25 protein-coding genes are annotated in these 23,437 nt (G+C 60.2%); 14 read left to right on the top strand and 11 right to left on the bottom strand.

Annotation, left to right across the window (positions count from 1 at the left end; translation table 11 throughout):
- Positions 1-5: 5 nt before the first annotated feature.
- The 11 genes from KP003_RS07475 to KP003_RS07525 all read right to left on the bottom strand — a co-directional run bounded on the left by KP003_RS07475 (position 6) and on the right by KP003_RS07525 (position 9,274).
- Complete coding sequence (locus tag KP003_RS07475; protein WP_217300554.1) at positions 6-449, bottom strand: GPW/gp25 family protein; 444 nt, start codon at positions 447-449, stop codon at positions 6-8.
- A 3-nt stretch (positions 450-452) separates the two neighbouring features.
- Positions 453-722, bottom strand: a complete 270-nt coding sequence (locus KP003_RS07480) for a PAAR domain-containing protein (RefSeq protein WP_217300555.1) — start codon at positions 720-722, stop codon at positions 453-455.
- A 110-nt stretch (positions 723-832) separates the two neighbouring features.
- Positions 833-2,602 carry a type VI secretion system tip protein VgrG gene (gene vgrG / locus KP003_RS07485; RefSeq protein WP_217300556.1) on the bottom strand — a complete coding sequence of 590 codons (1,770 nt, stop codon included), beginning with the start codon at positions 2,600-2,602 and terminating at the stop codon, positions 833-835.
- A complete protein-coding gene (locus tag KP003_RS07490; protein ID WP_216791347.1) occupies positions 2,599-3,306 on the bottom strand; it encodes a CIS tube protein in 708 nt (235 codons plus the stop codon). Before KP003_RS07490 ends, vgrG begins: the two co-directional genes overlap by 4 nt.
- Positions 3,306-3,476, bottom strand: a complete 171-nt coding sequence (locus tag KP003_RS07495) for a DUF5908 family protein (RefSeq protein ID WP_216792050.1) — start codon at positions 3,474-3,476, stop codon at positions 3,306-3,308. Before KP003_RS07495 ends, KP003_RS07490 begins: the two co-directional genes overlap by 1 nt.
- A gap of 225 nt (positions 3,477-3,701) precedes the next feature.
- Entirely contained in the window at positions 3,702-4,139 is a 438-nt protein-coding gene (locus KP003_RS07500) for a phage tail protein (RefSeq protein ID WP_216791349.1), read from the bottom strand.
- Between the two features lie 10 nt (positions 4,140-4,149).
- Positions 4,150-4,587 carry a phage tail protein gene (locus KP003_RS07505; RefSeq protein ID WP_239027628.1) on the bottom strand — a complete coding sequence of 146 codons (438 nt, stop codon included), beginning with the start codon at positions 4,585-4,587 and terminating at the stop codon, positions 4,150-4,152.
- A 269-nt stretch (positions 4,588-4,856) separates the two neighbouring features.
- On the bottom strand, positions 4,857-6,293 hold the full coding sequence (locus KP003_RS07510; RefSeq protein ID WP_217300557.1) for a phage tail sheath family protein: 1,437 nt from the start codon (positions 6,291-6,293) through the stop codon (positions 4,857-4,859).
- A gap of 51 nt (positions 6,294-6,344) precedes the next feature.
- Positions 6,345-6,977, bottom strand: coding sequence for a Pvc16 family protein (locus KP003_RS07515; RefSeq protein WP_216791353.1), 633 nt, complete (start codon positions 6,975-6,977; stop codon positions 6,345-6,347).
- A 545-nt stretch (positions 6,978-7,522) separates the two neighbouring features.
- Positions 7,523-7,720 (bottom strand): GSU3473 family protein, encoded by a 198-nt coding sequence (locus KP003_RS07520; RefSeq protein ID WP_216791355.1) that lies wholly within the window; start codon positions 7,718-7,720, stop codon positions 7,523-7,525.
- 144 nt (positions 7,721-7,864) lie between these two features.
- On the bottom strand, positions 7,865-9,274 hold the full coding sequence (locus KP003_RS07525; protein WP_216791356.1) for a DUF8689 domain-containing protein: 1,410 nt from the start codon (positions 9,272-9,274) through the stop codon (positions 7,865-7,867).
- A gap of 189 nt (positions 9,275-9,463) precedes the next feature.
- Here KP003_RS07525 and KP003_RS07530 point away from each other — a divergent pair, with 189 nt between their 5' ends.
- The 14 genes from KP003_RS07530 (at position 9,464) to KP003_RS07595 (ending at position 23,427) form a co-directional block, all read left to right on the top strand.
- The gene (locus KP003_RS07530) at positions 9,464-10,930 is read left to right on the top strand and encodes a sigma-54 interaction domain-containing protein (RefSeq protein WP_217300558.1); all 1,467 of its coding nucleotides are present in this window, start codon (positions 9,464-9,466) and stop codon (positions 10,928-10,930) included.
- Positions 10,931-11,306: 376 nt separating this feature from the next.
- Complete coding sequence (locus KP003_RS07535; protein WP_216791360.1) at positions 11,307-11,501, top strand: hypothetical protein; 195 nt, start codon at positions 11,307-11,309, stop codon at positions 11,499-11,501.
- A 58-nt stretch (positions 11,502-11,559) separates the two neighbouring features.
- On the top strand, positions 11,560-11,757 hold the full coding sequence (locus tag KP003_RS07540; RefSeq protein WP_239027629.1) for a Flp family type IVb pilin: 198 nt from the start codon (positions 11,560-11,562) through the stop codon (positions 11,755-11,757).
- Positions 11,758-11,947: 190 nt separating this feature from the next.
- Entirely contained in the window at positions 11,948-12,424 is a 477-nt protein-coding gene (locus KP003_RS07545) for a TadE/TadG family type IV pilus assembly protein (RefSeq protein ID WP_216791362.1), read from the top strand.
- A gap of 24 nt (positions 12,425-12,448) precedes the next feature.
- Complete coding sequence (gene cpaB / locus KP003_RS07550) at positions 12,449-13,372, top strand: Flp pilus assembly protein CpaB (RefSeq protein ID WP_216791364.1); 924 nt, start codon at positions 12,449-12,451, stop codon at positions 13,370-13,372.
- A gap of 36 nt (positions 13,373-13,408) precedes the next feature.
- Positions 13,409-14,863, top strand: coding sequence for a type II and III secretion system protein family protein (locus tag KP003_RS07555; protein WP_216791925.1), 1,455 nt, complete (start codon positions 13,409-13,411; stop codon positions 14,861-14,863).
- A complete protein-coding gene (locus KP003_RS07560) occupies positions 14,842-15,894 on the top strand; it encodes a pilus assembly protein TadG-related protein (protein ID WP_216791366.1) in 1,053 nt (350 codons plus the stop codon). The genes KP003_RS07555 and KP003_RS07560 overlap by 22 nt, the downstream gene beginning before the upstream one ends.
- A gap of 32 nt (positions 15,895-15,926) precedes the next feature.
- On the top strand, positions 15,927-17,051 hold the full coding sequence (locus KP003_RS07565) for a CpaE/TadZ family protein (RefSeq protein WP_216791367.1): 1,125 nt from the start codon (positions 15,927-15,929) through the stop codon (positions 17,049-17,051).
- A 102-nt stretch (positions 17,052-17,153) separates the two neighbouring features.
- A complete protein-coding gene (locus KP003_RS07570; protein WP_216791369.1) occupies positions 17,154-18,455 on the top strand; it encodes a TadA family conjugal transfer-associated ATPase in 1,302 nt (433 codons plus the stop codon).
- A gap of 14 nt (positions 18,456-18,469) precedes the next feature.
- Positions 18,470-19,432, top strand: a complete 963-nt coding sequence (locus KP003_RS07575; protein ID WP_216791371.1) for a type II secretion system F family protein — start codon at positions 18,470-18,472, stop codon at positions 19,430-19,432.
- Between the two features lie 9 nt (positions 19,433-19,441).
- Complete coding sequence (locus KP003_RS07580; protein WP_216498121.1) at positions 19,442-20,353, top strand: type II secretion system F family protein; 912 nt, start codon at positions 19,442-19,444, stop codon at positions 20,351-20,353.
- A gap of 154 nt (positions 20,354-20,507) precedes the next feature.
- Complete coding sequence (locus KP003_RS07585; RefSeq protein WP_216791373.1) at positions 20,508-22,400, top strand: Ig-like domain-containing protein; 1,893 nt, start codon at positions 20,508-20,510, stop codon at positions 22,398-22,400.
- Positions 22,401-22,482: 82 nt separating this feature from the next.
- The gene (locus KP003_RS07590) at positions 22,483-23,088 is read left to right on the top strand and encodes an outer membrane beta-barrel protein (protein WP_216791375.1); all 606 of its coding nucleotides are present in this window, start codon (positions 22,483-22,485) and stop codon (positions 23,086-23,088) included.
- Positions 23,089-23,427 (top strand): DUF192 domain-containing protein, encoded by a 339-nt coding sequence (locus tag KP003_RS07595; protein ID WP_216498117.1) that lies wholly within the window; start codon positions 23,089-23,091, stop codon positions 23,425-23,427.
- The last annotated feature ends 10 nt before the right edge of the window (positions 23,428-23,437 follow it).

The raw sequence follows: 23,437 nt of genomic DNA on the forward strand, positions 1-23,437 counted from the left end.
CGGACCTAGTCGCTTTCCGGCAGAAGGTTGACCGTCACTCCGAGGTCGAGGTCGGTCCCCTCCAGCTTGTAGTAGGGGAAGACGAAGTTGAAGCGCGAGTTGGTCGTCTTGACCCGGTAGGTGACCTCGATCAGGACCACTCCCTCCAGCTCGCGAGTGTCGTCCAGCTTGACGTTTTCCAGCTCGATGCGTGGCTCGTGGTACAGGATGGCGGTCTCGATCTTGTCCGCCATGAGCGTCTTGGTTCCGGTGTCCAGGCTTTCGAAGATCAGGTCGTCCAGGTTGCAGCCGTACTGCGGCAGCATGACCCGCTCCTCCTGGGACGTGGAGAGCAGCGCCTGCAGGCTGGCCACGATGTCCGCCTCCTGCTCCAGCAGCACCACTCCCGGCAGTGTCTTGTCGAACTCGGGCGGGAACGACCAGCCGCGCCCCAGGAAATCGAGGTTCATCTGTTAGCCTCCGATCAGGACGGTCAGCGCGCAGGGGGGGAGGATGACCCCGCCCCCCGCCGTCTGGTCTGCCATGCGTGCCGCCGGCAGCCCGGCGATGAACACTGTGGTGGAGCCCTTGATGATCACGTCCGCGCCGCAGGAGTCCCCCATGCGAGCCGCGGGGAGTCCCGCGATCAACACGTTGGATGCCCCCGGCGGAATGATCGGCGTCGGCACCCCGAGGGTGGCCGTGCTCACGATGAGATCGGTGACGCGTGCGGCAGGCAACATCGTTTTCTCCTTCCGGTTGCTCGGGCGTCCGTCGAGCCAAGGGCAGGGCGAATGATCATTCGCCCCTACAGGCCTCTCACTCGTCAGAGCTACTCATCTTCGCCCGCCGTTCAGTTAATCTGCACGATCCCCCCCTGGATGACCGTCTTGGCGCTCCCCTTGATGGTCGTGCTGGCGCCGGAGACTTCAGTGCTGGCGGCCCCCGCCGCCTTCAGCGCCGCCTGGGCGCTCAGGTCGAGGTTCGAGCCGCACTCGATCTTCACGTTCTTGGCCGCCTTCAAGGTGAGGTCCTTGCTGCTCTCGATCCTCACCCCCTGGTCGTCCAGCGTGATCTTGTTCCCGTTCTGGTCCTGGATGACGACCCCCTTCTTGTCCTCGGCGAGGGTGAGCCGGTTCCCCTTGGGGGTCTCCAGTTGCACCACCTTCTTGTCGTCGTCGAAGGTGAACTTCATCTTGGAGCGGCTCACGTACCCTTTGCGGTGGTTCTTGTCCTTGGCAGGCTCCGGCGCCGGCTTGGCGGAACTGTGGCACATCCCCAAAACTACCGGGTGGCGGGGATCGTCCCAGAGAAAGCCGACCACCACCTCGTCGCCGATCTCGGGTCTGAAGAAGGTGCCGCGATCCTTTCCCGCGTCGAGAGTGGCGAGCCGCGCCCAGATCCCTTCCTCGGCCGTGCTCACCAGCGGCAGCCGCACCTTGATGCGGTCCTCCCCCTGCGGATCCTTCTCCAAAACGGTGACCACCCCCATCTGCAGCCCCGTGACCGCTGGTATCAGCCCCGCTGCCGGCATCGGTCTCAGGTCGAAGCTCTCCGCGAAGGTCTCCGTGGCTAGGCCGAACTGTACGTCTGTCTCCCAGTTGCCGTTGTCCACCAGGTGCCGCACCCCCGAGACGTAGACATTCCCCTGGAACCTGTCGCCGACGCCGGTGAGCTCCATCACCTTGCCGGGAACCACCCCAGCGAACCCCTGGAATCTCGCCCGTCCCCGCACCTGGGACAGCCGCTCGGTCAGGAGCCTACCGTTCGCCCAGGCCTGCAGCTCGGGCTGCCCGAGCTTCCCGCCGTGCCTTAGTTGGTGCGGATCGCTTCCGATGATGCCCGCGAGATCCCCCGGGGCGAGGTTGCCGCTGGAGGAGCGACCCGGTTCCCTGGCCTCCGCCTCAAGGACCTGCTGGTCCGAAGGGTTCCAGCTCCTGGCCACGATCCCCTTGCTCTGCCTGCGTGCGTCGATGTCGGCATCGAGTTCCAGCAGGGTGCTGCCGAAGCCGGCCGTGACGACCGGGTCGCCAGCCGTCGCCGGTGCGTTGACGGTGATCTTGCCGTCGCTGGCGATGACCACCATCCCGTTGGCCTCGGCCCGCAGCAGCAGGAAATCCCAGTCCGTCGAGTTGTACTGCGTGATCTCCTTCAGCTCCGGCATGGTCGCCTGAACCTCTTTGCCGAGCTTGTAGGAGTCGACCACCTGTTCGATGACCTCGCTGTCCTTCATGTCCACGAAGTAGCGGCTCTTGAGGCCGACGCTCATCCGTACCGCCTCGTCCCGGCAGTCGATGGTGAGGATGCTGCCGCTTTTGCGCACGCTGATGCCGTGCCTCACCACGATCCCCTTGAACACCGTGTCGTTTTGCGAACGGTAGCCGAGCTTGATCTCGATCTTCTTGCCGGGAATGAAGAGGTCGCTGTTGCTCGCCTGAAAGGTCGCCTTGGCCGCCTCTCCGTCCCGGATCTGTATGGTGGCGGTCGGGATGCGGTTCACCTCCTTGCGGACCGCTATCGACATCACGTGGTATTCCCCGGGAACAGCCGCCCCATCCATGAGCAAATCGACCGTGCAGACGTCCGGCGTGGCAGGCGTGGGGATGGTCGAACCGGTGCTCATGGAGTCGCTCCCTTTTTGTCCAGGGGGGGGAAGAGCAGGTTCGTGTTCGGCACAAGCTTCCTGAAGTTGTTCAGCCCGTTCGCCTGCGCCACCTGCAGGTAGTACCTGGGGTCGCCGTAGATCCGGTAGCAGAGCAGCGGCAGCGTATCCCCTCCCTTCACCGTGCGCCTGTGGGTGAGGTCGGCGGAGGACTTGTCCTCTTTGCGTGCGCGCTTTTTATCCTCGATGCTCTTCTTGAACTTAACCTTGGCGACGGTGCGGATCGGCTGCCCGTCCGGGTTGAACAGCTTGTGCGTGAGGGAGAGTTCCGTGGCGCGGCCGGTAAAGACCAGGCTTCCCCAGACCAGCTTCAGGTGGTAGGGCTCGTGCGACTTCCCCTGGTAGCCGGTCAGCATCTTGCGGAACCGGTCCACGTCCTGGTTCACGCCGTCCTTGTTCTTTTTGCCGTCGATGATGCCGGTGTTGTCGAACAGGAACTCGAAGGTGAGCTCCTCGGGGAGGGTGAACTCGTACTTCGCCTGAGCCCCGCTGGTCCCCTGGCCCTGACCGTCCGAGGTCTTCACCTTGTACTCCAGGGTATAGCTCTCCGGGTTGATCAGCGCCTCGAAGGTCTCTTTCGCCTCCGCCTTGGTGCCGCGCTCGGCGTCCTCCGAGGTGTCGAAGGCGAGGATCAGGAGCTTTTCCAGTTTGCCGTTGTCCGCCATCAGCGTTCCGCCTTGTTCTTTAGTACCTGCAGCACCTGTTCGACGCACTCGGAGACGATCGCCTCCCTGGCCGCCCCTTCACCAGTTCTTACGGGCGGGGCAGGGGAGCTTGTCAGCGCGATCTTTATGTGCAGTTCCTTGATCTCGATGGGCATGTAAGTTCCGGTCATTGATCCCCCCCTTGACGGAAGGGGGCAGGGGTAGGCTGCCAGGAATTCCAGGTAACTTGGCCACGAAGCGTTGCAGGAGCCCCCACGTCCCCCCCTCGCAAAAGGGGGGGGGCGTAAGTTCGCGTTCATCGCTGCGTGGACAACGAACTCTCCAACTCCTCCGCGCTCGAAGAACCTCCCGCAAAGGGGGCAGTCAGCTCGCTCACAGCCAAACGGCATTGATGTTCAAGCGACCGTAAAGTACCGGTACGTCAACTCCAGAGTCTCGATCACCAGCGCGTTCTCCCCCGAATTCAGATCGCTCACCTGCCACTTCCTGGGGGTCGCGTGCGACACCCGCCATGTCTTCAGCGGCTCTCCCTTCTCGTTCATCAGGATGACGTTCAGGTCCGTCGGCTCGAAATCCCGGTCCCGGAATGCGCGCAGGAACCACTTGATCACCTCCGAGTCGGTCAGCATGCCGCGCTTCAGCACCAGGTCGGCGTACTTGGTGCGCACCGGGAGCTTGTGGGTGAAGCGGTTCTCCCCACCCTCCTTGTACTCCTCGGTGTCGTATTCGACCGAGAGCCCGGAGACCATCTGGAAACGGACGTCGTTCTTGTCCCTGCTGATGCCGAACTCGACCCGGAAATAGAAGCCCCACGGGGGGTAGTAGTCGACCATGGCCCCGGTCCTAGACCTTCATCAGCTTGAGCCCTTCGTGGGCGACCTCGAGGGTCTCGATGGCGGCTTCGTTGGCGTCCGATTTCAGGTCGGGAGCTGTGACCTTGACCGGGAAGCAGCGGGTCGCCGTCCAGGCCGCCACCGGCTCGTGCTTCTCGTTCAGGAGCCGGATGATGATGTCGCGCCTCTTGTCGACCCGTTCGTTGGCCACTTCCTCGAGCCAGGCGTTGTAGTCGAAGTCCTTCTCGAACTTGCCGCGCTTTAAGCTGATGTTGTTGTTCTTCACCAGGCCCGGCATGGCGATCTTGTTGAAATCCCTGCTGTCGCTGTGCCGGTACTCTATCTTTTCACGCTCCATGACCAGGCCGGTAACCTCGGTGAAACTTATCTTGGCCCCGCCCCAGTCGACCTGGAAATGGAACCGCGGTAACGGATACTCTTGCGCCATGATTGCCTCCTTTATCCAAATAATTCGGTTTCCGATGTTTGCCCCACTCCCATAGAGACAGGAGCCGGGCTTGTCCGCCTCTCGCCCCCTCTCCCTCTTGGAGAGGGCTGGGGTGAGGGCGCTCCTTCCTCCCCCCTCTCCCTCTGGGAGAGGGTTGGGGTGAGGGCGCTGCAACTGGCACTGCACTCCCTTCGTGGCTTCTCCCTCACCCGGCCTTCGGCCACCCTCTCCCGGAGGGCGAGGGTATAGGCTACAGGGGGAGAAGCGCTCTACGACTCCGCCATCTTGTGCGAGAACCTGAAGATGATGAACTCGGCGGGACGCACTGCGGCCAGCCCCACCTCCACGATCATGCGCCCCTCCAGGATGTCGATGGCGGTCATGGTCTTGCCCAACCCCACCGCGACGAAGAAGGCGTGCTCCGGCTTCACCCCCTGCAGCGCTCCCTGGCGCCAGATCACGGTCAGGAAGTTCTCCACCATCCCCTGCACGCGCACCCAGGTGTTGGCGTCGTTGGACTCGAAGACGAAGGGCTCGGTGGCCCGCTTCACCGATTCCTCCACGAAATTGAAGAGCCGGCGCACGTTCACGTAGCGCCACTCGTTGTCGTTGCCGGAGAGCGTACGCGCACCCCAGACCAGGGTCCCCTTGCCGGTGAAGGCGCGGATCGCGTTCACCGACTTCCCAGCCACCGGGTCGACGTTCATCTGATCCTGCTCCACGTTCGAGAACTGGATGGTCGGCTGGATCACCGAGTTGACGCTCACGTTGGCCGGCGCCTTCCACACCCCGCGTGCGTTGTCTACCGCCGCGTAGATGCCGGCCATGGTCGAAGAGGGGGGGAGCCGGCAGGCCATGTCCGTGATGGCGGCCCGGGCCTGCTCGTAAACCCTGTTGTTGGCCCCCTTCAGCGTGTCCAGTTTCACCGGAGCAGCGGCGGAACCGTTGGTCGTGATGGTCACGTCGACCGCGCTGTCGTCGTACAAAAAGTCGAGGATGGTGTCGATGTTCGGTGCGTAGACCGCCCCGTACTTCAGGTTGTTGGTCCCGATGCCGTTACTGCGGAAGTTGTTCACCGCGTTCAAAAGGTTCGCGTCGGGGTCGGACAGGGAAATGGAGTCGCCGTGCAGGTCCATGATCACGAAGCGGTCCTTCAGATTGGCGCATTGGGCGAGTGCTGAGTCGTGCAGTGCCTTGAAGTCGGCGATGGAGAGGCTCTGAGCCTCGGGGAAGACGATCAGGGTGGGCTCGTCCTTTTTCACCAGGGCGTCGAGACCGGCCTTCAGTTCCGTCTCCACCAGGGCGCCGCCGAAGGTCGACTTGTAGGGGGCGACCGAGACGATGTAGCAGGGACCTCCGCCGTTGGCGAAGAACATCTGCATGGCGTAGTACATGACGTGCTTGGAGCGGGCCGCCTCGGTGAGGCTCGCCGTCGCCTTCAGATCGGTGGTGACGCCGTTTACCTGCGTTTCTTGCACGTCCACGTTGATGTCCTGTTCCTTCTGCGCGCCGCCGAAGTACTTTTCGTACTCGACCAGGGAGGAGATGCGCGTCGGTTTCAAGGTGAGGTCGCCGGGGGTGACATCGTCGGCCCTTTCCGTGTAGCCGATGAAAGCCGGTATGGCGGTTTCGACCGGAGCTACGGAAGGGGGAAACTTGGGGATCTCTTCGATGTAAACTCCCGGTGTCTTGTACAGTGTGGCCATGTTCGTCTCCCTCCTTTTGAGCTCACGAGGCTTTGATGGTTCGAGTACGGGTTATACCGTTACCGCCGGTTTGTGATGGATGTTGCGCTCCACCTCGAGGATCAGGCTCTGCTCGTTCTCCTCGAAGGCGAACTTCAGGTCGAGCATGCGCATGATGTAGAGGATAAAGGGGTACTGCTTTCCTCCCAGGGTGCCCCAGAGGTGGTTCACCTCCTCAAGCGTCGGCGAGTAGATGTCGAAGATCAGCTTGAAGGTCTGCAGCTGATCCAAGGGGTTGATGGGAACGCTCGACGTCGTGATCGAGGCGGAGTCGACCGTGGTCTCGGTGAAGACGTTCTTGAACTGGAAGAAGCGGATCGCCCTGGAGAGAACCGAGAGCGCGTTGATGTAGTCGGTGTGGGTCGCCGTCATCAGGATCAGGAAGTTCAGGAAGACGGGCGGGTTCTGGTAGCTCGCCTTCAAGGCGGCCTCGTCGCGCACGTAATTGGGGAGGTTCTTGAGCGTCTTCTCCTCCTTCACGTTGACCGCGGAGAGGTACAACTTGTCGCGCGAAATGGTGCCGCTGCCGCCGGTGGCGACGATGTCTGAAACGTTGCCGAGACTCACCGCATCTACCGAGTTGTAGACATCATGAAGATGCTTGTTCAGTTCGTTCATTACAATGGTGAGCGCGTGGGAAATCATGGTCGTCTTCTCGATCTCGGTGCCGTTAGTTGGATAAATGCTGTGAAAGCGGAAGGATATGTGCCAGCCGCGGCCGCGGGAACGTCGCCAACAGCCGCGTTGGACGCGCCCGTCACCCCTCTGGCGAGGTGATTAAGGGCTTTATGTGTTTTTTATAATTAGGATGATTAAATCTAACTCATGTTGTCGAGGTGTCAACAATGGCGACAAAAAAAGACTCTGCCGGAGAGGCGATTGGGGGTGTTTCAGAAGGGGGGGTAGGGACGGCCGCAATTCTCGGGAAAGATATCTGGTAGGTGCCGGCGAAGAGCAAAATGCACGCGAACCGGAATCACCCATTGCGAAGTGGGGCGGGGGGATGTGCCTTGGTTGGATCCGGCGAAAAGCTAAAGGTGAGAAGAAATGCAGCGACAGCGCGGCAGGAAGAGGGGGGGCATGAAGGATGCCTGACGGATAGACGTCCCCTTGGCATCTGCCGCTGTGGCAGCGCCGGATCGGTGACGTGACGAAGGAAATTTTGCACCGGTGACAGGCAGTCTGGACGCTTACGCGGCCTTCAGGATGCGCCTGCGGTCATGCCCGGCATACGTCCCACCCGAACCCCTCACCGGATCGTGACCAACGCGGACGTAGCCGTCGGAGCGGAAGAACCCCAGGATCTTCCCCTGCATGATCAGTGTGTCGAGAAGGTGGTCGTGCACCTTTCCTGTCTGGAACTCGTCGTACACTACGCGTACCAACATCGCCGTCTCTCCCCCGTAATGGCATCCTCTCATACTGAAATCAGCATTGGCAGATGACCGGACCGGTGTGGATGACAATGGATGCCACTACTGCTGTGTGTCGAACCCCTCCAGAAAATGGACATTCAAGGTGACGCAGCTTGCTTATGTCTCCATTCTAACAAAATAATTGGCGCATGCCATCTCAATACTTTCCTTGGTGAGTTTGGCCGGTCGGTCGTGGTAACGCGACTCAACGATGATCTGCTCTATGAGATCGCGCGGGTGACAGGCATTTGGAATGGCGCCGTACTGCTTGTAACAGTAACTGATCAGGTAGTCGTAGGCCTCCTGGTTGAACGGCACCTCGTTGGAGTCGCAGACCATCTTGAAGATCCTCTGGTACTCCGGTTCGGTGGGACGGTCTATCTCCACCTTGTACCTGATCCTGCGCAGGAACGCCTCGTCCAAAAGCTGGGCGGGGTCGAGGTTGGTCGCGAAGATCACCAGCATGTCGAAGGGGACGGCGAACTTCATTCCGGTGTGCAGGGTCATGAAGTCGATGTGCCGGTCCAGGGGGACGATCCAGCGGTTCAGGATGTCGCGCGGCTCTATCTGCTGCCTGCCGAAGTCGTCCAGGATGAAGATGCCGTTATTGGCCTTCAACTGCAGCGAGGCCTCGTAGTACTTGGAGATGCGGTTGAAATCGAGGTCGAGCATCCTCATGGTGAGCTCACCCCCGACCATGACCACCGGCCTGCGCACGAGTACCCAGCGCTGATCCACGTATTCGGGAAGCAGTGCGGGGGGGACCGGGATGTGGTTCACCGGGTCGAAGACGCTGATGATCTGGCCGCCGACGTCGATGGCGTAGGGTACGTAGATGAAGTCCGTGGGGACGCGCCCCACCGCCTCTGCTATCGCGGTCTTGCCGTTGCCGGGAGGGCCGTAGATGAAGACCGTCTGGCCCGAGGTGATCGCGGGGCCCAGGCGCCGGAACAGGTCCTCCCGGCAGACCAGGTGGGAAAAGGCCTCCCTCAGGGTCTGGTCGCTGATGGTGATGAACTTCACGGTCTGCAACTCGACCATGGCCTGGTACTCGTCGAGGGTTACCGGCGCCGGGCCGGCGTAGCGGCACAGGTCCATCAGCTCCAGGCTGCGCTTTTGCCCGGCTTCGGTGACCTTGAAGCTGTAGGTGGCCGACGCGTAGCTCGTGGCCCCCTTGATCTCGACGAACTTCTCCCGCTTCAGCACCTCCAGCGCCCGGTTCACGATGGTGATGGGGAGCTTGATCCGGTCCACCACGTCCCCCATGCGGAATTCCCCCATGAAGACGATGTGCTTCAGGACGAGGTCCGTGAGGAAGGAAAGGTCGAGCCCGGTGTCCTCGACACACTTCGGGGGAGGTGGATTCTTCTGGTACTGCTTCCTGATGTCCGCTTCGGTGACGTGGCCCAGGGCGACGAGGTTCTGCCCCAGTCTCCCTCCCAGCCGGCGCTGCCGGTCAAGGGCCTCGTCAAGTTGTGACTGGGTAATGATGTTTTCCTTAACCAGCTTTTCCCCCAGAATGAACATTGTGCCCCCCGTGACTGTCATATGCGTAGCTTCGTGGTAAGATTTACCTCAAAACTTCGTCATGTAAAGAACCTGCGTGACCGCTATGCCAGAAAGTTTGTCCTTGTCTAAGCGTTTCGGTCAGTCTATAGTATTGTCATATTTTAACTAAAGAGTCCAGCGAAGTTGCTGGTTCTCCTGGGAGGCAGCATGGCGAGACTTGATGTCAGAGTCCGCACGCATCTTGACTCCAATGTTTGCTACATAGCACGGGAGGGCAGACCAGAAGAGCGGGTGACCGTCAGGGAACTCAGCCTGAGCGGCGCCCTGGTGGTCGGTCTTTCCACCCAGCTGAGCGAAATTTTCGCCATCAAGCCCGTCCTTCCGGGCAAGGGGGAGGTGGAGCTGCTGGCAAAACTGGTGCGGCAGGGTAAAGATGGGGCCGCAGTCCGCCTGTTCTACTCCGACCAGGACACCATGCAGGCCCTTTGGGAGCACATCAGGGACAACCTGCCCCCGACCGATTCCTGCCCCTACTGCGGCCATCCTGACGATTCCAGGGAAGGGTCCTGCGACAAGTGCAGCCTCTACCTCAACTTCTCCAAGAAGAACTACCTCGAACGGCACATCGAGAACACCTTTGCGCAGCGCCTCAACATCCGCTTGAGCAGGCTCAACCTCGAGCACATCCAGAAGATCATCCAGTTTGTAGACGCCAAGCTCCTGAAGGTGCAGCACCGCTCCCCCGACAAGGAGTTCTTGGGCACCTCCCAGGGGATGCTTTCCGTGTTCTCCATGGTCAGGAAGGTGGCTCCCACGGAAATGAGCGTGCTGCTTCTCGGGGAAAGCGGGACCGGCAAGGAGCTGACCGCCAGGTCCCTGCACCATCTCAGCTCGCGCAGGGACGGCCCCTTCGTCGCGGTGAACTGCGCCGCCATTCCCGAGACCCTGCTGGAGGCCGAGCTGTTCGGTTACGAGAAGGGGGCCTTCACCGGGGCCTACGCCACCAAGAAGGGGAAGTTCGAGTCCGCCGACGGCGGCACCCTCTTTCTCGACGAGATCGGAGACCTTCCGGCAAGCCTGCAGGCGAAGCTGTTGCGCTTTCTCGAGGACCGGCTGGTTCAGCCGGTGGGGTCGGCGCACTCGAGGAAGATAGACGTGAGGATCGTGGCGGCCACCAACTGCGACCTGCAGCGGGCCATGGCTCATGGGCAGTTCCGCACCGACCTCTTCTACCGGCTCAACTCCTTCACCATCAAGCTCCCCCCCCTGCGGGAAAGGGGGGAGGACAAGGTGCGCCTGGCCAGGCACTTCCTGGAAAAGTTCTCCCGCAGCGAGAACCGGCACATGGAGTTCTCCGACGAGGCCCTGGACGCGATCCGCAACCATCCCTGGCCGGGTAACGTCAGGGAACTGGAGAACAAGGTGCGCAGGGGCTTTTTAATGGCAACGGGGAGGGTGGTCGACCCGGAGTGCATGGAACTCGACCAGGGGGATCCTGCCCCTGTCCCGGAAGCCGACTCTAAGCCCGGGGCGACCCAGAAGGATTACGTCATCAAGGTGCTGGAACAAAACGGCTACGTCATCGCCCGGGCCGCCCGCCAGCTGAACATCAGCCGTCCCAGTATGTACGCCCTGATCAAGAAGCACGGGATCAACATAGACAACATGAAGTAGCTTTCCCCGGCAGCGTCGCCCCTTTACACTTCCTTTACAGGCAGCTTTACACAATCTTTACACCTCCCCGGCGTTTTCCGGTTCAGCGTCGTATCCCCCGGCCGTTCCCAATCCGCTAATTGACAGTAATCAGACGGAATTTAAGAGATCACTCTCACAGAGGGAAGATGCGGCACGCATCGTGCTGATAAATAACTGAACTAGGAAAATTGCAATTTATTATAAGATGCTAATTTGTAGTCATAGGGCGTGCTGAAAAATTATAGAATAATAATCTTATTTGTGATCGGTTGTGCTGTTGACAGTTATTAATAATTAAATTATAAATGTGGCAGGGTGACTTGCCAGTGCTATCTCAGGACCTCTGTGACCGTCTATGCATAAACTTAAAAAACTTGTAATTGGCTCGTGCTCGCGCATTGGCAACCATAGTGGGCAGGGGCTCGTCGAGTACGCGCTGTTGCTGGTGCTGATAACCATGGTGATCTTCTTGATGCTGGTGGCCTTCGGTCAGCAGCTCAACAACACATATGAGACAGTGAACTCCAGCGTGCAAAACGCCGGTAAATGATTAGCAGCGCCGCCTTAGCCTGTGTGCTGGGTTATCTCAATCGAAAAGGAGACGTGTCATGAGTGACTGGATCAAAATGTTTTACCTGCACCTGCTTTCTGGCGTCGAAAACCTGAAAAGCCAGAAGGGCCAGGGTCTTGTCGAGTACGCCCTCATCCTCGTTCTGATCGCCATCGTGGTCATCGTCATAATGACGGCGCTGGGACACAAGACCTGCGAGGCCTTCAGTACGGTGAATAGCGCGCTGACTCAGTAGGCGCCCATTTGGCTTTCAGGTTTAGCTTGTACTTTTGTTGTATAGGGAGAATCTTTTTTGCTGAGAGTTAATCTCTCAGGGGTAAAGATTCTCCTTTTTTTGTATTAGATTGCTTGACATCTGTGTTGCATTGTATAAAAGAATACCAATAGTAATAAAGATGGCGCGGCAAATAGTTTAGGAAAAAACAATGAAAAATCAAAAAGGACAGGCGATTGTTGAGACCGCAATAATACTCCCCCTTTTGATACTGTTGATCATGGGGCTGTTTGAGTTTGGCCGTTTTCTCTACTTTAAAAACACCATCAACAATGCGGCGCGTGCCGGCGCCCGTGCCGCAGCCGTTACCCCCAAGTTCGACGCCACGCTCCACCCGGACGGGATGGCGGCGACCGGCGTCACCCATACCATGAGTTGTACCGACAGCGAGTACGCTGCCTCCAACGGGGTCGTCTACCGCAGCATCTGCAACTCGCTCTTCAACGGCATTCCCAAAAACGAAGTCGTTGTCGACATTGCGTACACCGAACTGGCTGCTCCGGCGGGTCTGAGCAGCGGCGACAGTGTTACCATCACGCTGACTTGGGACAAGTTCGAGGCCGTGCTTCCTCTGCTCATCCCCATTACGAACCTGATCACGGCTCAAGCTTCGATGCGTTATGAATAGTTTTGGTTACTTTCAGGAGGTGCTATGACTCGACCCAAGGCAGTGATCGTCGTTGCGATACTTGCTCTGGTATTTGCAGGAATTGCAGCCTGGCTCACCTTCCATTACCTGCAAGGGGAGATGGACAAGACCAAAGCGGTTCAGCCACAGCAGATCGTCGTTGCCGCCGCCGACATACCGATCGGCGCCACGATAGGTCAGCCTCAGCTGAAAGTCACCTCCTGGCCCAAGGACAGCATTCCGCCGGGGAGTTCCCTGGATCCCAAGCCCCTGATCGGACGTGTTGCCATCCGCGCCATCTCCAAGGGGGACGCGGTCACGGAGCAAAAGCTCAAACCCAAGGCGGGCGCGCAGGGGTCGGGCTTTATGACCTACATCATTCCCCTGGGCCACCGCGCCGTGACGGTTGCCGTCAACGAAGTTGCCGGGGTGGCGGGATTCATCACCCCCAACGACCGCGTCGACGTCGTGCTCACCACACCCATTCCGGGCGTCCAATCCGAGAAAATCAGCAAGATCATCCTGCAGAACGTACCCGTTCTCGCCACTGGCCAGATAACCGAACAAAAGGAAGGAAAGCCGGTGGTTGTTCCAACCGTCACCCTCGACCTCTCCCCCGACGACTCGGAGAGGCTCGTCCTCGGTGCGAGCAGGGGCTCCTTGCAGCTGCTGTTGCGGAACATTGCGGACACCGGGCCGACCGACGCGAGAGGAGCGACCATCGCGAGAGTGCTTTCCGGTTCGGCCCCGCCCCCTGCCGCGACGCCGGCACCCGCGGCCGCCCCGAAACCGGCCAAGGTGGCCAAGGTTGCAGTGAAGCGGCCGGCGGTCAAGAAGCCGCGCGCCGAAGCGGCCCCAAGGCCCCAGGCGCCCGCGGCGCGCTCCAGCCACACGGTGACGCTGATAGACGGTGGCGTGCGTACCACCAAGGAATTCGTTCTTCAATAGATCGGCTGACACATAGCTCACGAATGAGGTGCTTTGATGATAATCGTCCTGAAAAAACAACTGCAGTTGCTGGCCTGGGCGTTGTTGGTGACCTGTGCATGTGTGACGGCGGCAAACGCCGGCGTACCTCTGGAGGTTGGACTTTATAAGAGCATCCTGGTGGACTTCAAGAGCCAGAACAAGAAGATCGTGCTGGTGACCCTGGCCAACACCAAAAAGGAGGCCAAGGAAAAGGACGTCGAGGAGACCGTTGCCATGGCGAGGCCCGGCACCGCCGACGCCTCCAACGTGGTGCCCGCCAGCGCGGTGCGAAAGAGAACCTCGGAGACCGACACGGGGAACACCAACAAGTTCGTGGTGCCCGAGGTGCTCTCGGAATACGTGCTGAAGCTGGACGGGATCAGCATTGGTAGCACCAGCATGATCATCTGGACCAGGGGGGAGGGGGACGAGCGCCCCGTGCCGACCTTCTTCGACCTCAGGGTGGTCGGAGACCGCGAAACGATCCAGAGCCAGCTGAAGGACATGGCGCCCCATGACACCATCGAGGTCCAGTACGCCAACGACACCGTGGTGCTCTCGGGCAACGTCGCCAACGACCAGACCAGGAGCAAGGCCCAGGATTTAGCCAAGGCATTCTCCGCCAAGGTCATCAACAACATCACGGTCAACGAGCCGCAGCAGGTGCTGCTCCAGGTGAAGGTCGCCCAGGTGGACAAGACCTCCCTGAAGAAGCTGGGGATAAGCTTCCTGGTCAAGGGGAATACGGCAGAGGGTTTTTCCAACCTCATCGCCGGGCCCGACGGCAAGGCGGTCGGAACCGGCAGCGGCATCGGCAGCTTTACCTCGCTGGACACCTTCCAGGCCGGCATCTCCTACTTCCCCGCCGGCATCTCCTCCGTGCTCCAGGCCCTGAGCTCCAAGGGACTCGCCAAGGTGCTGGCTGAACCGAACCTGCTGGTCAAGAGCAACCAGGAGGGGAACTTCCTCGCGGGGAGCAAGGTCCCCATCGCCATCATCGAGAGCACCAACGGGCAGGCCACCACGAGCATCAAGTACGAGCCCATCGGCATCAAGCTGAAGTTCAAGCCCGAGGTCATGGAGAACGGCATGATCTCCCTGAAGATTAACCCCGCCGAGGTGAGCAGCATCCAGGGGTTCCTGCCGGTCAACGGCTATCCCATCATCGACTCAAGGACCGTCGAAACCAGCGTGGAGCTCCGGGATGGCGAGAGCTTGATACTCGCGGGACTGCTGCAGGAGGAGGAGGTGAAAAACATGTCCAAGATCCCCCTGCTGGGTGACATCCCGATCCTGGGGGCCTTGTTCCGTTCCAGCAGCAAAGACATCACCGAGAAGGAACTCGTCTTCTTCATAACGCCCAAGCTCGTTAAACCCACTCTGCAGGGGGTAAAGACCGAACTGCCGACTGACAAGAAGCTTACTCCTGAGCAGGAGAAGGAACTGTCATGGATGCCTTTAGGAGAGTAAGAAAGAGCGGCCAGAAGGGGTTCGCACTGGTCTACATCGCGCTGATGATAGTGGTCCTGTTCGCTTTCGTCGGTCTTGCGGTGGACATGGGGCACATGTACCTGACCAAGGGACAGCTGCAAAATGCCGCCGATGCCGGCGCCCTTGCCGGCGTGTCGCAGTTGCCCAACGTCACGGTCGCCCGGCAGACCGCCAAGCAGTTTACCGAGCGCAACAAGGCCGCCGGTGAAACGGTCAAGGTCGACCTGAACGACACCAACAGCGTCAACGGCGACATAGTGGTGGGGTACTGGGACAAGAAGACGAGGAAACTGCTCCCCGTGGTCCCCATCGGCAAGGTCGCCAACGCCGTGAAGGTCATGACGCGCAGGACCTCGGAGGCGGGCACGGGGATCAGCACCGACAACAAGCCGGTGGATACCTTTTTCGCTCAGGTGGTGAACTGGGACACGATGGCAGCCAGGGCAGAGGCGGTCGCCTGCAGGCCCCCCAAGCCATCGGCCCCCATCGTCCTCTGCCAGAGCCTGTGCTCGGTTACCACTTTCCCCTTCAAGGTGTACTTCAACCAGACCAAGGCCGTCGACCCGACAGGTGTCCCCAACGCGTTGTACACGGTAGGGTGGACCGAGTTTTCGGCCACCTCGAAGGCGACCGAGCTTGGCCCTAACGGCACCGTTGCCAAGCTCATCAACGATCCCGATCACGAAATCCCGCTGGGCCTTTGCGGCGAGACCCTCTGGACCAACAACGGTCTGGGCAAGACCATCGATATCCTGCGTGACGCCTATCTGGCAGCCAGAGACCCCAGCACGAAAATCTGGACCGTCCTGGTGCCCATATTCGAGGTCTGCCCCTCCTCGGTTTCATGGGGGGAGAGCTTCACCAAGCTGGTGGAGTACGCCGAGATCGACGTCATAGACGTGAAGACCACCGCCGGGGGGGGAGAGGCCTACGCCGAGATACAAAGGATCGACTGCCAGGGGTGTTCCACCGCCAGTTTCCTTGGCGACAAGGCGACCCTGGTGAAATAAAGTACCGAGAATCAAAAGGAAAAAGACCAGCTATGTCTCCACGCATCAGTTTAGCCATCATAGACAGCGACCCATCCGCCAGGGAATCCATCGAGGCGACGCTGAAGCCGTTTTCGGAAACGATCAGCATTGTCGGCTCGGTGGACAGCTTCAGCGCAGGCCTTAGGGTCATCGAGAAGAGCTCGCCCAACGTGGTCGTCCTCGAGGTGAGCGACATCCAGCGCGGCATGCAGGAGGTGCAGCACATCACCTCGAAGTTCCCCCGGACCTCGGTGATCGTCAGCTCCTCGGAGAAGAGTTCCGACTGGATCCTGTCGCTCATGCGCGCCGGTGCCGTCGAGTACATGCTGCGCCCCCTGACCCAGGACGAGTTGAAGCTCGCCCTGCAGAAGGTGGGACGCTTCATCTTCTCCAAGACCGAGGAGCCCCCAAGGGGGAAGATCGTTTCGGTCTACTACCCGACCGGAGGGATGGGGACCACGACGGTCGCGGTAAACCTTGCCGCCAGCCTCGCCTCGGAAGGGGTGAAAGTGGCCCTCGTCGATCTCAACCTCTACTCCGGCGACATCAGCACCTTCCTCGATGTCAGCCCCAATTACACCCTGAGCAGCGTCACCAGCAACATAGACCGGTTGGACGCCAACTTCCTGATGACGGTAATGACCAGGCATCCCTCCGGCCCCTTCGTGCTCACCGAACCAAACGAGGTCGACGATGCCATCTCCATCACTCCCGAGCAGGTGCACCGCATCCTCACATTTTTGAGAGGGGTGTTCACCTACGTCGTGGTCGACTGTGGCGGGCCGCTGTCCGGCTGCAACATGTCCATCTTCGAGTCGTCTGACCTGATCCTGTTCACCACCGCCTTGAGCCTGCCCGCCCTCAAAAACAGCAAGCGCTACCTCAGCGCCATGGAGAGGAAGGGGCTCCGTAAGGACCGGCTGAAGCTGGTCGTGAACCGGTACCTGCCCAAGGCCGACATCCAGGTAAAGGACGCCGAAAAGGTGCTCGGGCATACCGTTTTCCAGACCATACCCAACGATTACCTCGATGTGGTCAATTCCATCAACAAGGGGATGCCGGTCGTGAAATTCTCCCCGGGGTCCCCGGTCAGCAAGGCGATCCTGGGCCTGGCCGAACTGGTGGCAAAACACTAACACGCAACGTGGGGCGACTGCCACTGCAGCCCCCCGCCGGCAACCGGAGCAGGTCAGCCAGCTGTCGCCGCCGCTCCGCCCGCCGCTAAAGAGGTGTGATCCATGCCGAACGACCCATTTCAGATTCCCGGTACCATCAACGACCAGGACTTTTTCCAGGACCTGAAAAGCCGCATCCATCGCCGTCTCATCGAGCGCCTGGACCTGGCAAAGCTCGACCTGTTGGGTGCCAACGAGCTCAACCGTGAGATCGGTTTCGTCATCGAGAACCTGATCATCGAGGAAGGGGTTCCCCTGAACCAGTTCGAGCGTGACCGTCTGGTCGTGGAGATCCAGCACGAGACGTTCGGTCTGGGACCGCTGGAGCCCCTGCTGGCTGACCCGCACATTTCCGACATCCTTGTGAACAAGAGCTCCCAGGTCTACGTCGAGCGCTTCGGCAAGCTGGTAAAGAGCGACGTCTGCTTCAAGGACAACGCGCACCTTCTGCAGATCATCGAACGCATCGTATCCAAGGTGGGCAGGCGCATCGACGAGTCTTCTCCCTACGTCGACGCGAGGCTTCCCGACGGCTCCCGCGTCAACGCCATCATCCCGCCGCTGGCCCTGGACGGGCCGGTGCTCTCCATTCGGCGTTTCGGGCAGGATCCACTCAAGATGAGCGATCTGCTCAACCTGGGCACCCTGGACCCCCGCATGGAGAAGATCCTGGAGGGGGCGGTTCGGACCAGGCTGAACATCCTGGTCTCCGGCGGTACCGGCACCGGTAAGACCACGATGCTGAACGTGCTGTCCGAGTACATCCCCCATGACGAGCGCGTCGTCACCATCGAGGACTCGGCCGAACTGCATCTGAAGCAGGAACACGTGGTCCGCCTGGAGACCCGTCCCCCCAACATCGAGGGGAGGGGGGAAGTGACCCAGCGCGACCTGGTGCGCAACGCCCTCAGGATGCGCCCCGACCGGATCATCCTGGGCGAGATCCGCGGCGGCGAGGCGCTGGACATGCTCCAGGCCATGAACACCGGTCACGACGGTTCCATCTCCACCGTCCATGCCAACACCACCCGCGACGCCCTTGCCCGCATCGAGACCATGGTGCTGATGGCCGGCATGGACCTGCCGGAGCGCGCCATCCGCGAACAGGTGGCCGCGGCGCTAAACGTCGTGGTCCAGTTGGTCAGGTTTTCGGACGGGACCAGGAAGGTCGTCAAACTCTCGGAGATCACCGGCATGGAGGGTAACACCATCGTCATGCACGACGTCTTCGTCTTCGATCAAAAGGGTATAGACAAGGACGGCAGGGTGATCGGCAGCTACCGGGCCACCGGGGTGAGGCCCACCTTCGCCGAGCGCTTCAGGGTCTACGGTTTCGAGCTTCCCCAAGGCATCTTCGAGAACTAGAGGCGGGTGATCCAATGCTACCCATAATCATCGTCACTTTCCTGGCCGTATTCTTCCTGTTGCTGGCCATTTACTTCGGGGTTACTTCGGTGACGAGGTCTCCTAAGTACGAGCTCAAAAGGCGCCTGCAGCGTCTGGCCAGGGACACCGGCGCCCAGGGGATGCCGGAAGATTTGCGCACGGAGATCATCAGGGAGATCCCGCCCCTGGACCGGATCCTGGCCAAAGTGCCGCTTACGCGGGACCTGGACAAGAAGCTCGATTATGCCGGGCTCGATGTGACCGCCTCCCGCTTTGTCATGCTGTCCGCGGCGGTTACCGTGATCGGCTTCATCTGCATCGTGCTGCTGTCCAAGTCCTTTCTGGTAGCCTTGGCCGGCGCGGTGATGATATCGCTGCTCCCCTTTGCCTTCCTCTCCTTCAAGATCAGGCAGCGGCTGGAGAAATTCACCGAACTGTTTCCCGACGCCCTCACCATGATTTCGCGCTCGCTGCGCGCCGGGCACTCCTTTACCAGCGCCATCCAGCTGGTGGGGGAGGAGATCCAGGATCCCGTGGGCGAGCTCTTCAAGACGGCCTACGAGCAGCAGCTGCTCGGTCTCAGGATAACCGAGACTCTCACCAACCTGAACGAGCGCATCGAAAGCCTCGATCTCAGGTTCTTCACCACCGCCATCGCCATCAACAACGACGTGGGCGGCAACCTGTCTGAAATCCTTGAAAACCTCGCCAAGACCATCCGCGAAAGGCTCAAGATACGCAGGCAGGTCCGGGTCTACACCGCGCAGGGGCGCATGACCGGGTACGTCCTTGGCGTTTTGCCGGCATTCACCTTCGTGGTGTTCAACATCCTGAATCACAGGTACGAGTCGCTGCTCTACAAGGAAACACAGGGGCAGTACGTGCTTGCGCTGGCGGTGTTCCTTCAGATCATCGGGTTCCTGGTCATCAGGAAGATCATCAGGATAAGGATTTAGGGGGCGACCATGGTTTTAGCAATAACCGCAGCCGTGTTCATCGCCATCGTGCTACTCACCGTAGCCGCTATCTACCCGTACCTGTCGCGACGCAGCGTGGTCCAGGGCAGGCTCGATAAGTTCGAAGTGCAGGAAGTGAGCAAAGTCGAGCTGGTTTCCGAAACGCCCAAATGGTACGACCAGCTGGGGCAATTGGGCAGGTCCCTGAAACTGTCGCCTAAGGAGCAGGGGAAGTACACGAAGCTCCTGGTGGCGGCCGGGTACAAGCGGGAGAGCCTCTTCGTTTTCTTCGGCTGCAAGATCCTGCTCGCCGTACTTCTCCCGGGCGCCTTCGTGGTTTTATACGTCATGGCCAAGGGGCTGGAGCTGAACAGGATGATGCTCCTGGTGACGATAATGCTGGTCATAGTCGGCTACCTGGCGCCCAGCTACTGGCTGATGCGCCAGTACAACGAGCGGAAGTTGAAGATCTTTCACACCCTTCCGGACATACTCGACCTGCTCACCGTATGCGTGGACGCCGGGCTCAGCATGGATGCGGCGCTTATCAAGACGACGGAGGTCCCCCAGTTCGCCAAGGACCCGCTCGCCATGGAAATCAAGGTGGCAAGCATGGAGACCAGGGCGGGGAAGCCGCGCATCGAGTCGCTCAAGGACATGGCGGAGCGGACCATGGTAGACGACGTCAAGTCGTTCGTCACCATGCTGGCGCAGACCGAGAGGTTTGGCACCAGCCTGAGCCAGGCCCTCACCGTTCACGCCGACACCCTGCGCACCAAGAGACGGCAGCTGGCCGAGGAGGCCGCCGCCAAGACCACGATCAAGATGATCTTTCCGCTCATCCTGTTCGTTTTTCCGGCTCTTCTCGTCGTGATCCTCGGGCCGGCCTACGTCCAGATCAGTAAGACACTTTTCAAATAATCCGTTGCACCACAACCAAGGAGGCAAGTCATGCACTTCGATTTAAACAGCGCTATTTTGATGGTGATCGCGGTCGAACTGGCTCTCATCTATTCCAGGCTCTGCAAGAAGTAACAAAACTTTGCTATCAGCTCGTTCAATATGAGGAGGGGGCATGCGATATTTTTATAAGGTGGCTTGGATACTATTGCCGGTGTTGATGCTGGCGCTGACCGGATGCGGCTCAAATTCCAGCGGCAGCGCCGACCCGTTTAATCCCGGCGGGACTGTCGGTGGCACAACGCCCGGTACACCCCCCTACAGCCTCACAATCACTCCCGCCAAATCAGCGGCGTTTGCCAACGAACAGCTGATCGCCACTGCGGTCCTGAAGGACGCCTCGAACACGCCAATCGCCAACCAGACCGTGAACTTCTCCATCACGGCAGGCCCGGCGACGGCGGTGACGACTTCGGCCAGGACCGACTCCAACGGCATTGCCCTGGCCTTTGTCAGGACCGGCGCCACCGCGGTCACAACCAACGTCATCGTCCAGGGGGCTTCGACGGTGAACAGCAAGAACGTGGTGGGCTACGGCAATTTCCAGGTTTCGCCCGCCGATGGCAACCTCAACAGCACCAGGCTGTCCCTCAGTATGACCACGCTCGCGGTGAGCCCCAACCAGGAGCAGGTGATCGTCGCCACGGCCAAGGACGCCTCCAACAACCCGATAGCGAACCTTCCGGTCGCCTTCCGGGTTGCCGCTGGACCGGCATCCATGGTGATCGCGAATTCGGTCACCGATTCCAACGGCCAGGCCACTACCATAGTCAAGGCCGGCAATCCCGCCGCCGTCTCCAACGTCATCGTCGAGGCGACCGCCACGGTGAGCGGGAGCGCGGTCGTGGCCAACATCCCCTTCCAGGTGGTGCCGACCACCATCTCGACCGTCAACTACACGATGACCATGGCGGCCAGCAAGCAGGTCGTTGACAACAACGAGGAATTCTTCGTCCAAGTATTGCTGAAGGATTCCGGTGCCAACCCGGTGGTGGGTCAGACGGTCGCTTTCAGTGTCGCCTCGGGAGAGGCAGCGGTCATCACCGCCACGGCCGTCACCGACTCCCTCGGCAAGGGGCTCGCCCGCATCCGCGCCCTGAACCCCGCTTCCACGTCTGCCGTCATTCTGCAGGCCTCGGCCACCATCGACGGCACCGTGGTCACCGCGATCGCCCCCGTGCAGATCACCACGCAACCGTTCTCCGCGTCCATCATCAGGTTGACGCTGGCAAGCGACAAGCAATCCGTTGGCATCAACAGCGACGTCATACTGACCGCAACAGTCACGGACATGCAGTCTCCCCCGAAGCCGGTGCAAAATAACGAAGTGACCTTCGAGATCCTGGGAACTCAGGGGAGCATCGTCGACTTCTCCGGCAACGCCGTCGTAACACCTTACTCCGTACTTACCGATTCCCTCGGTAATGCCGTCTGCCGCGTTAAGTCAGGAAACACCACCTCCAGCTCGGTCATCATCGTGAAATCAACCACTACGGTCAACAACACCGTGGTAATCGCTTATCACACTGTCGAGGTCGTGCGTCAGAACAGCTACGTGATAAACTTCCTCACCTCGAAGTCGGCAACGGATCCTGACGGTACACTCAATACTCTTAGCGCGGACCTTCCTGCCACTGCAGCAGGGCCATACACTTTCAAGCAATTGGTGCCCTTGCAGGTGCTTGACAACAACGGCATTCCCCGCCCCAATGTCGCCGTGTCGATTAAGATATCCAATACCGGCAGGAACGCGGATACCGTAATTGAGTTGGTCCCGCCGTTGCCTGGAACCAAGGTTGTCTTCCCCGGCATTGATCCGCTGCAAATCCAGGTTACGACGGACGATCACGGTATGGCCATATTTACCTGCAACGTCTCATTGGCGGCTCCCGGACCGGGGGGATACAACGCCGAGTCCGTGATCTACGAGGCGTCTGCGACCGTCGACGGAATCTCCATGCTGTCCTATGGCGGGTTCATTGCGTCCCTGAGTCAGGCTTCACCGTAAGCGATAGATTCCAATCCGGAGGAGCCACACGGCCCTCCGGCGGGTACCCTTTAATTTTCTTCAATGTCGTAGAGGAGGCATGATGCGCAGAATTATCTTCTTGATGGTTGTCATCGCAACTCTCACTGCAGGAACCGCCATGGCAACCGGCATCGACGGCAGGATCGGCCTGACCGGCAAGGTCGGCTTCCTGATGCCGGTGCAGGACGACTTCATCACCGGGGTCGAAGACACCAACACCGGCCTTGCCGCAGGCGGGGGCATCATCTACGGCATCGGCAAGAACGTAGCCGCCGAAGTCGACATCATGCAGGTACCGACCCTCCGCGTGGAGGCGGCAGGTGCGAAGGTCGGCGAGGCGTCCATGACCGACATCTCGCTGGGACTGCAGTACCGCTTCACCCCGGAAAAGCCCCTGGTCCCTTACCTCGGAGCCGGGGTCGATTTCATCAAGGGGAAATTCACCAACGTGGCCGACCGCAGGTACGGCCTGGAGTGGACTACCGGCGGGCACGTCAGTGCGGGCGTTGATTACTTTGCCACCAGGGGGGTCGCTCTCACCGCCGAACTGAAGGGGGTCTTTGCCCCTGCCGGGAACATCAAGAGCACACCGCAGGAATACAACCCCAACAGTTTCGTCGGCACGGTCGGGGTGCGCCTGTTTCTGCCGGAAAAGATCTTCGACTAGATGAGGGCAATAGACCACACTTCGGGCAGAGAACTGGCCCGGACGGTCTGCGTCGCGGAGAGCTTCCTGGCGAGGCTTAAGGGGCTGCTCGGCAGGGAGGAACTCCCGCCGGGACAGGGGCTTTGGATCAAGCCCTGCAAAAGCGTCCATACCTTCGGGATGAAATTCCCGATAGACGTCGCCTTTCTGGACGGGGAACTGCGGGTGGTGGCGCTCGTCACGCTCGCCCCCAACCGTGTATCCGGCTTCCACCCCAAGGCGTCCAGCGTGCTCGAGCTGCCGGCCGGCACGCTGGACCCGTCGGCAACCGTCGTCGGCAACAGGATCGAGATCGCCTGAATGCTGAGGG

The organism is Geomonas diazotrophica (assembly GCF_019063885.1).
GTDB lineage: Bacteria > Desulfobacterota > Desulfuromonadia > Geobacterales > Geobacteraceae > Geomonas > Geomonas diazotrophica.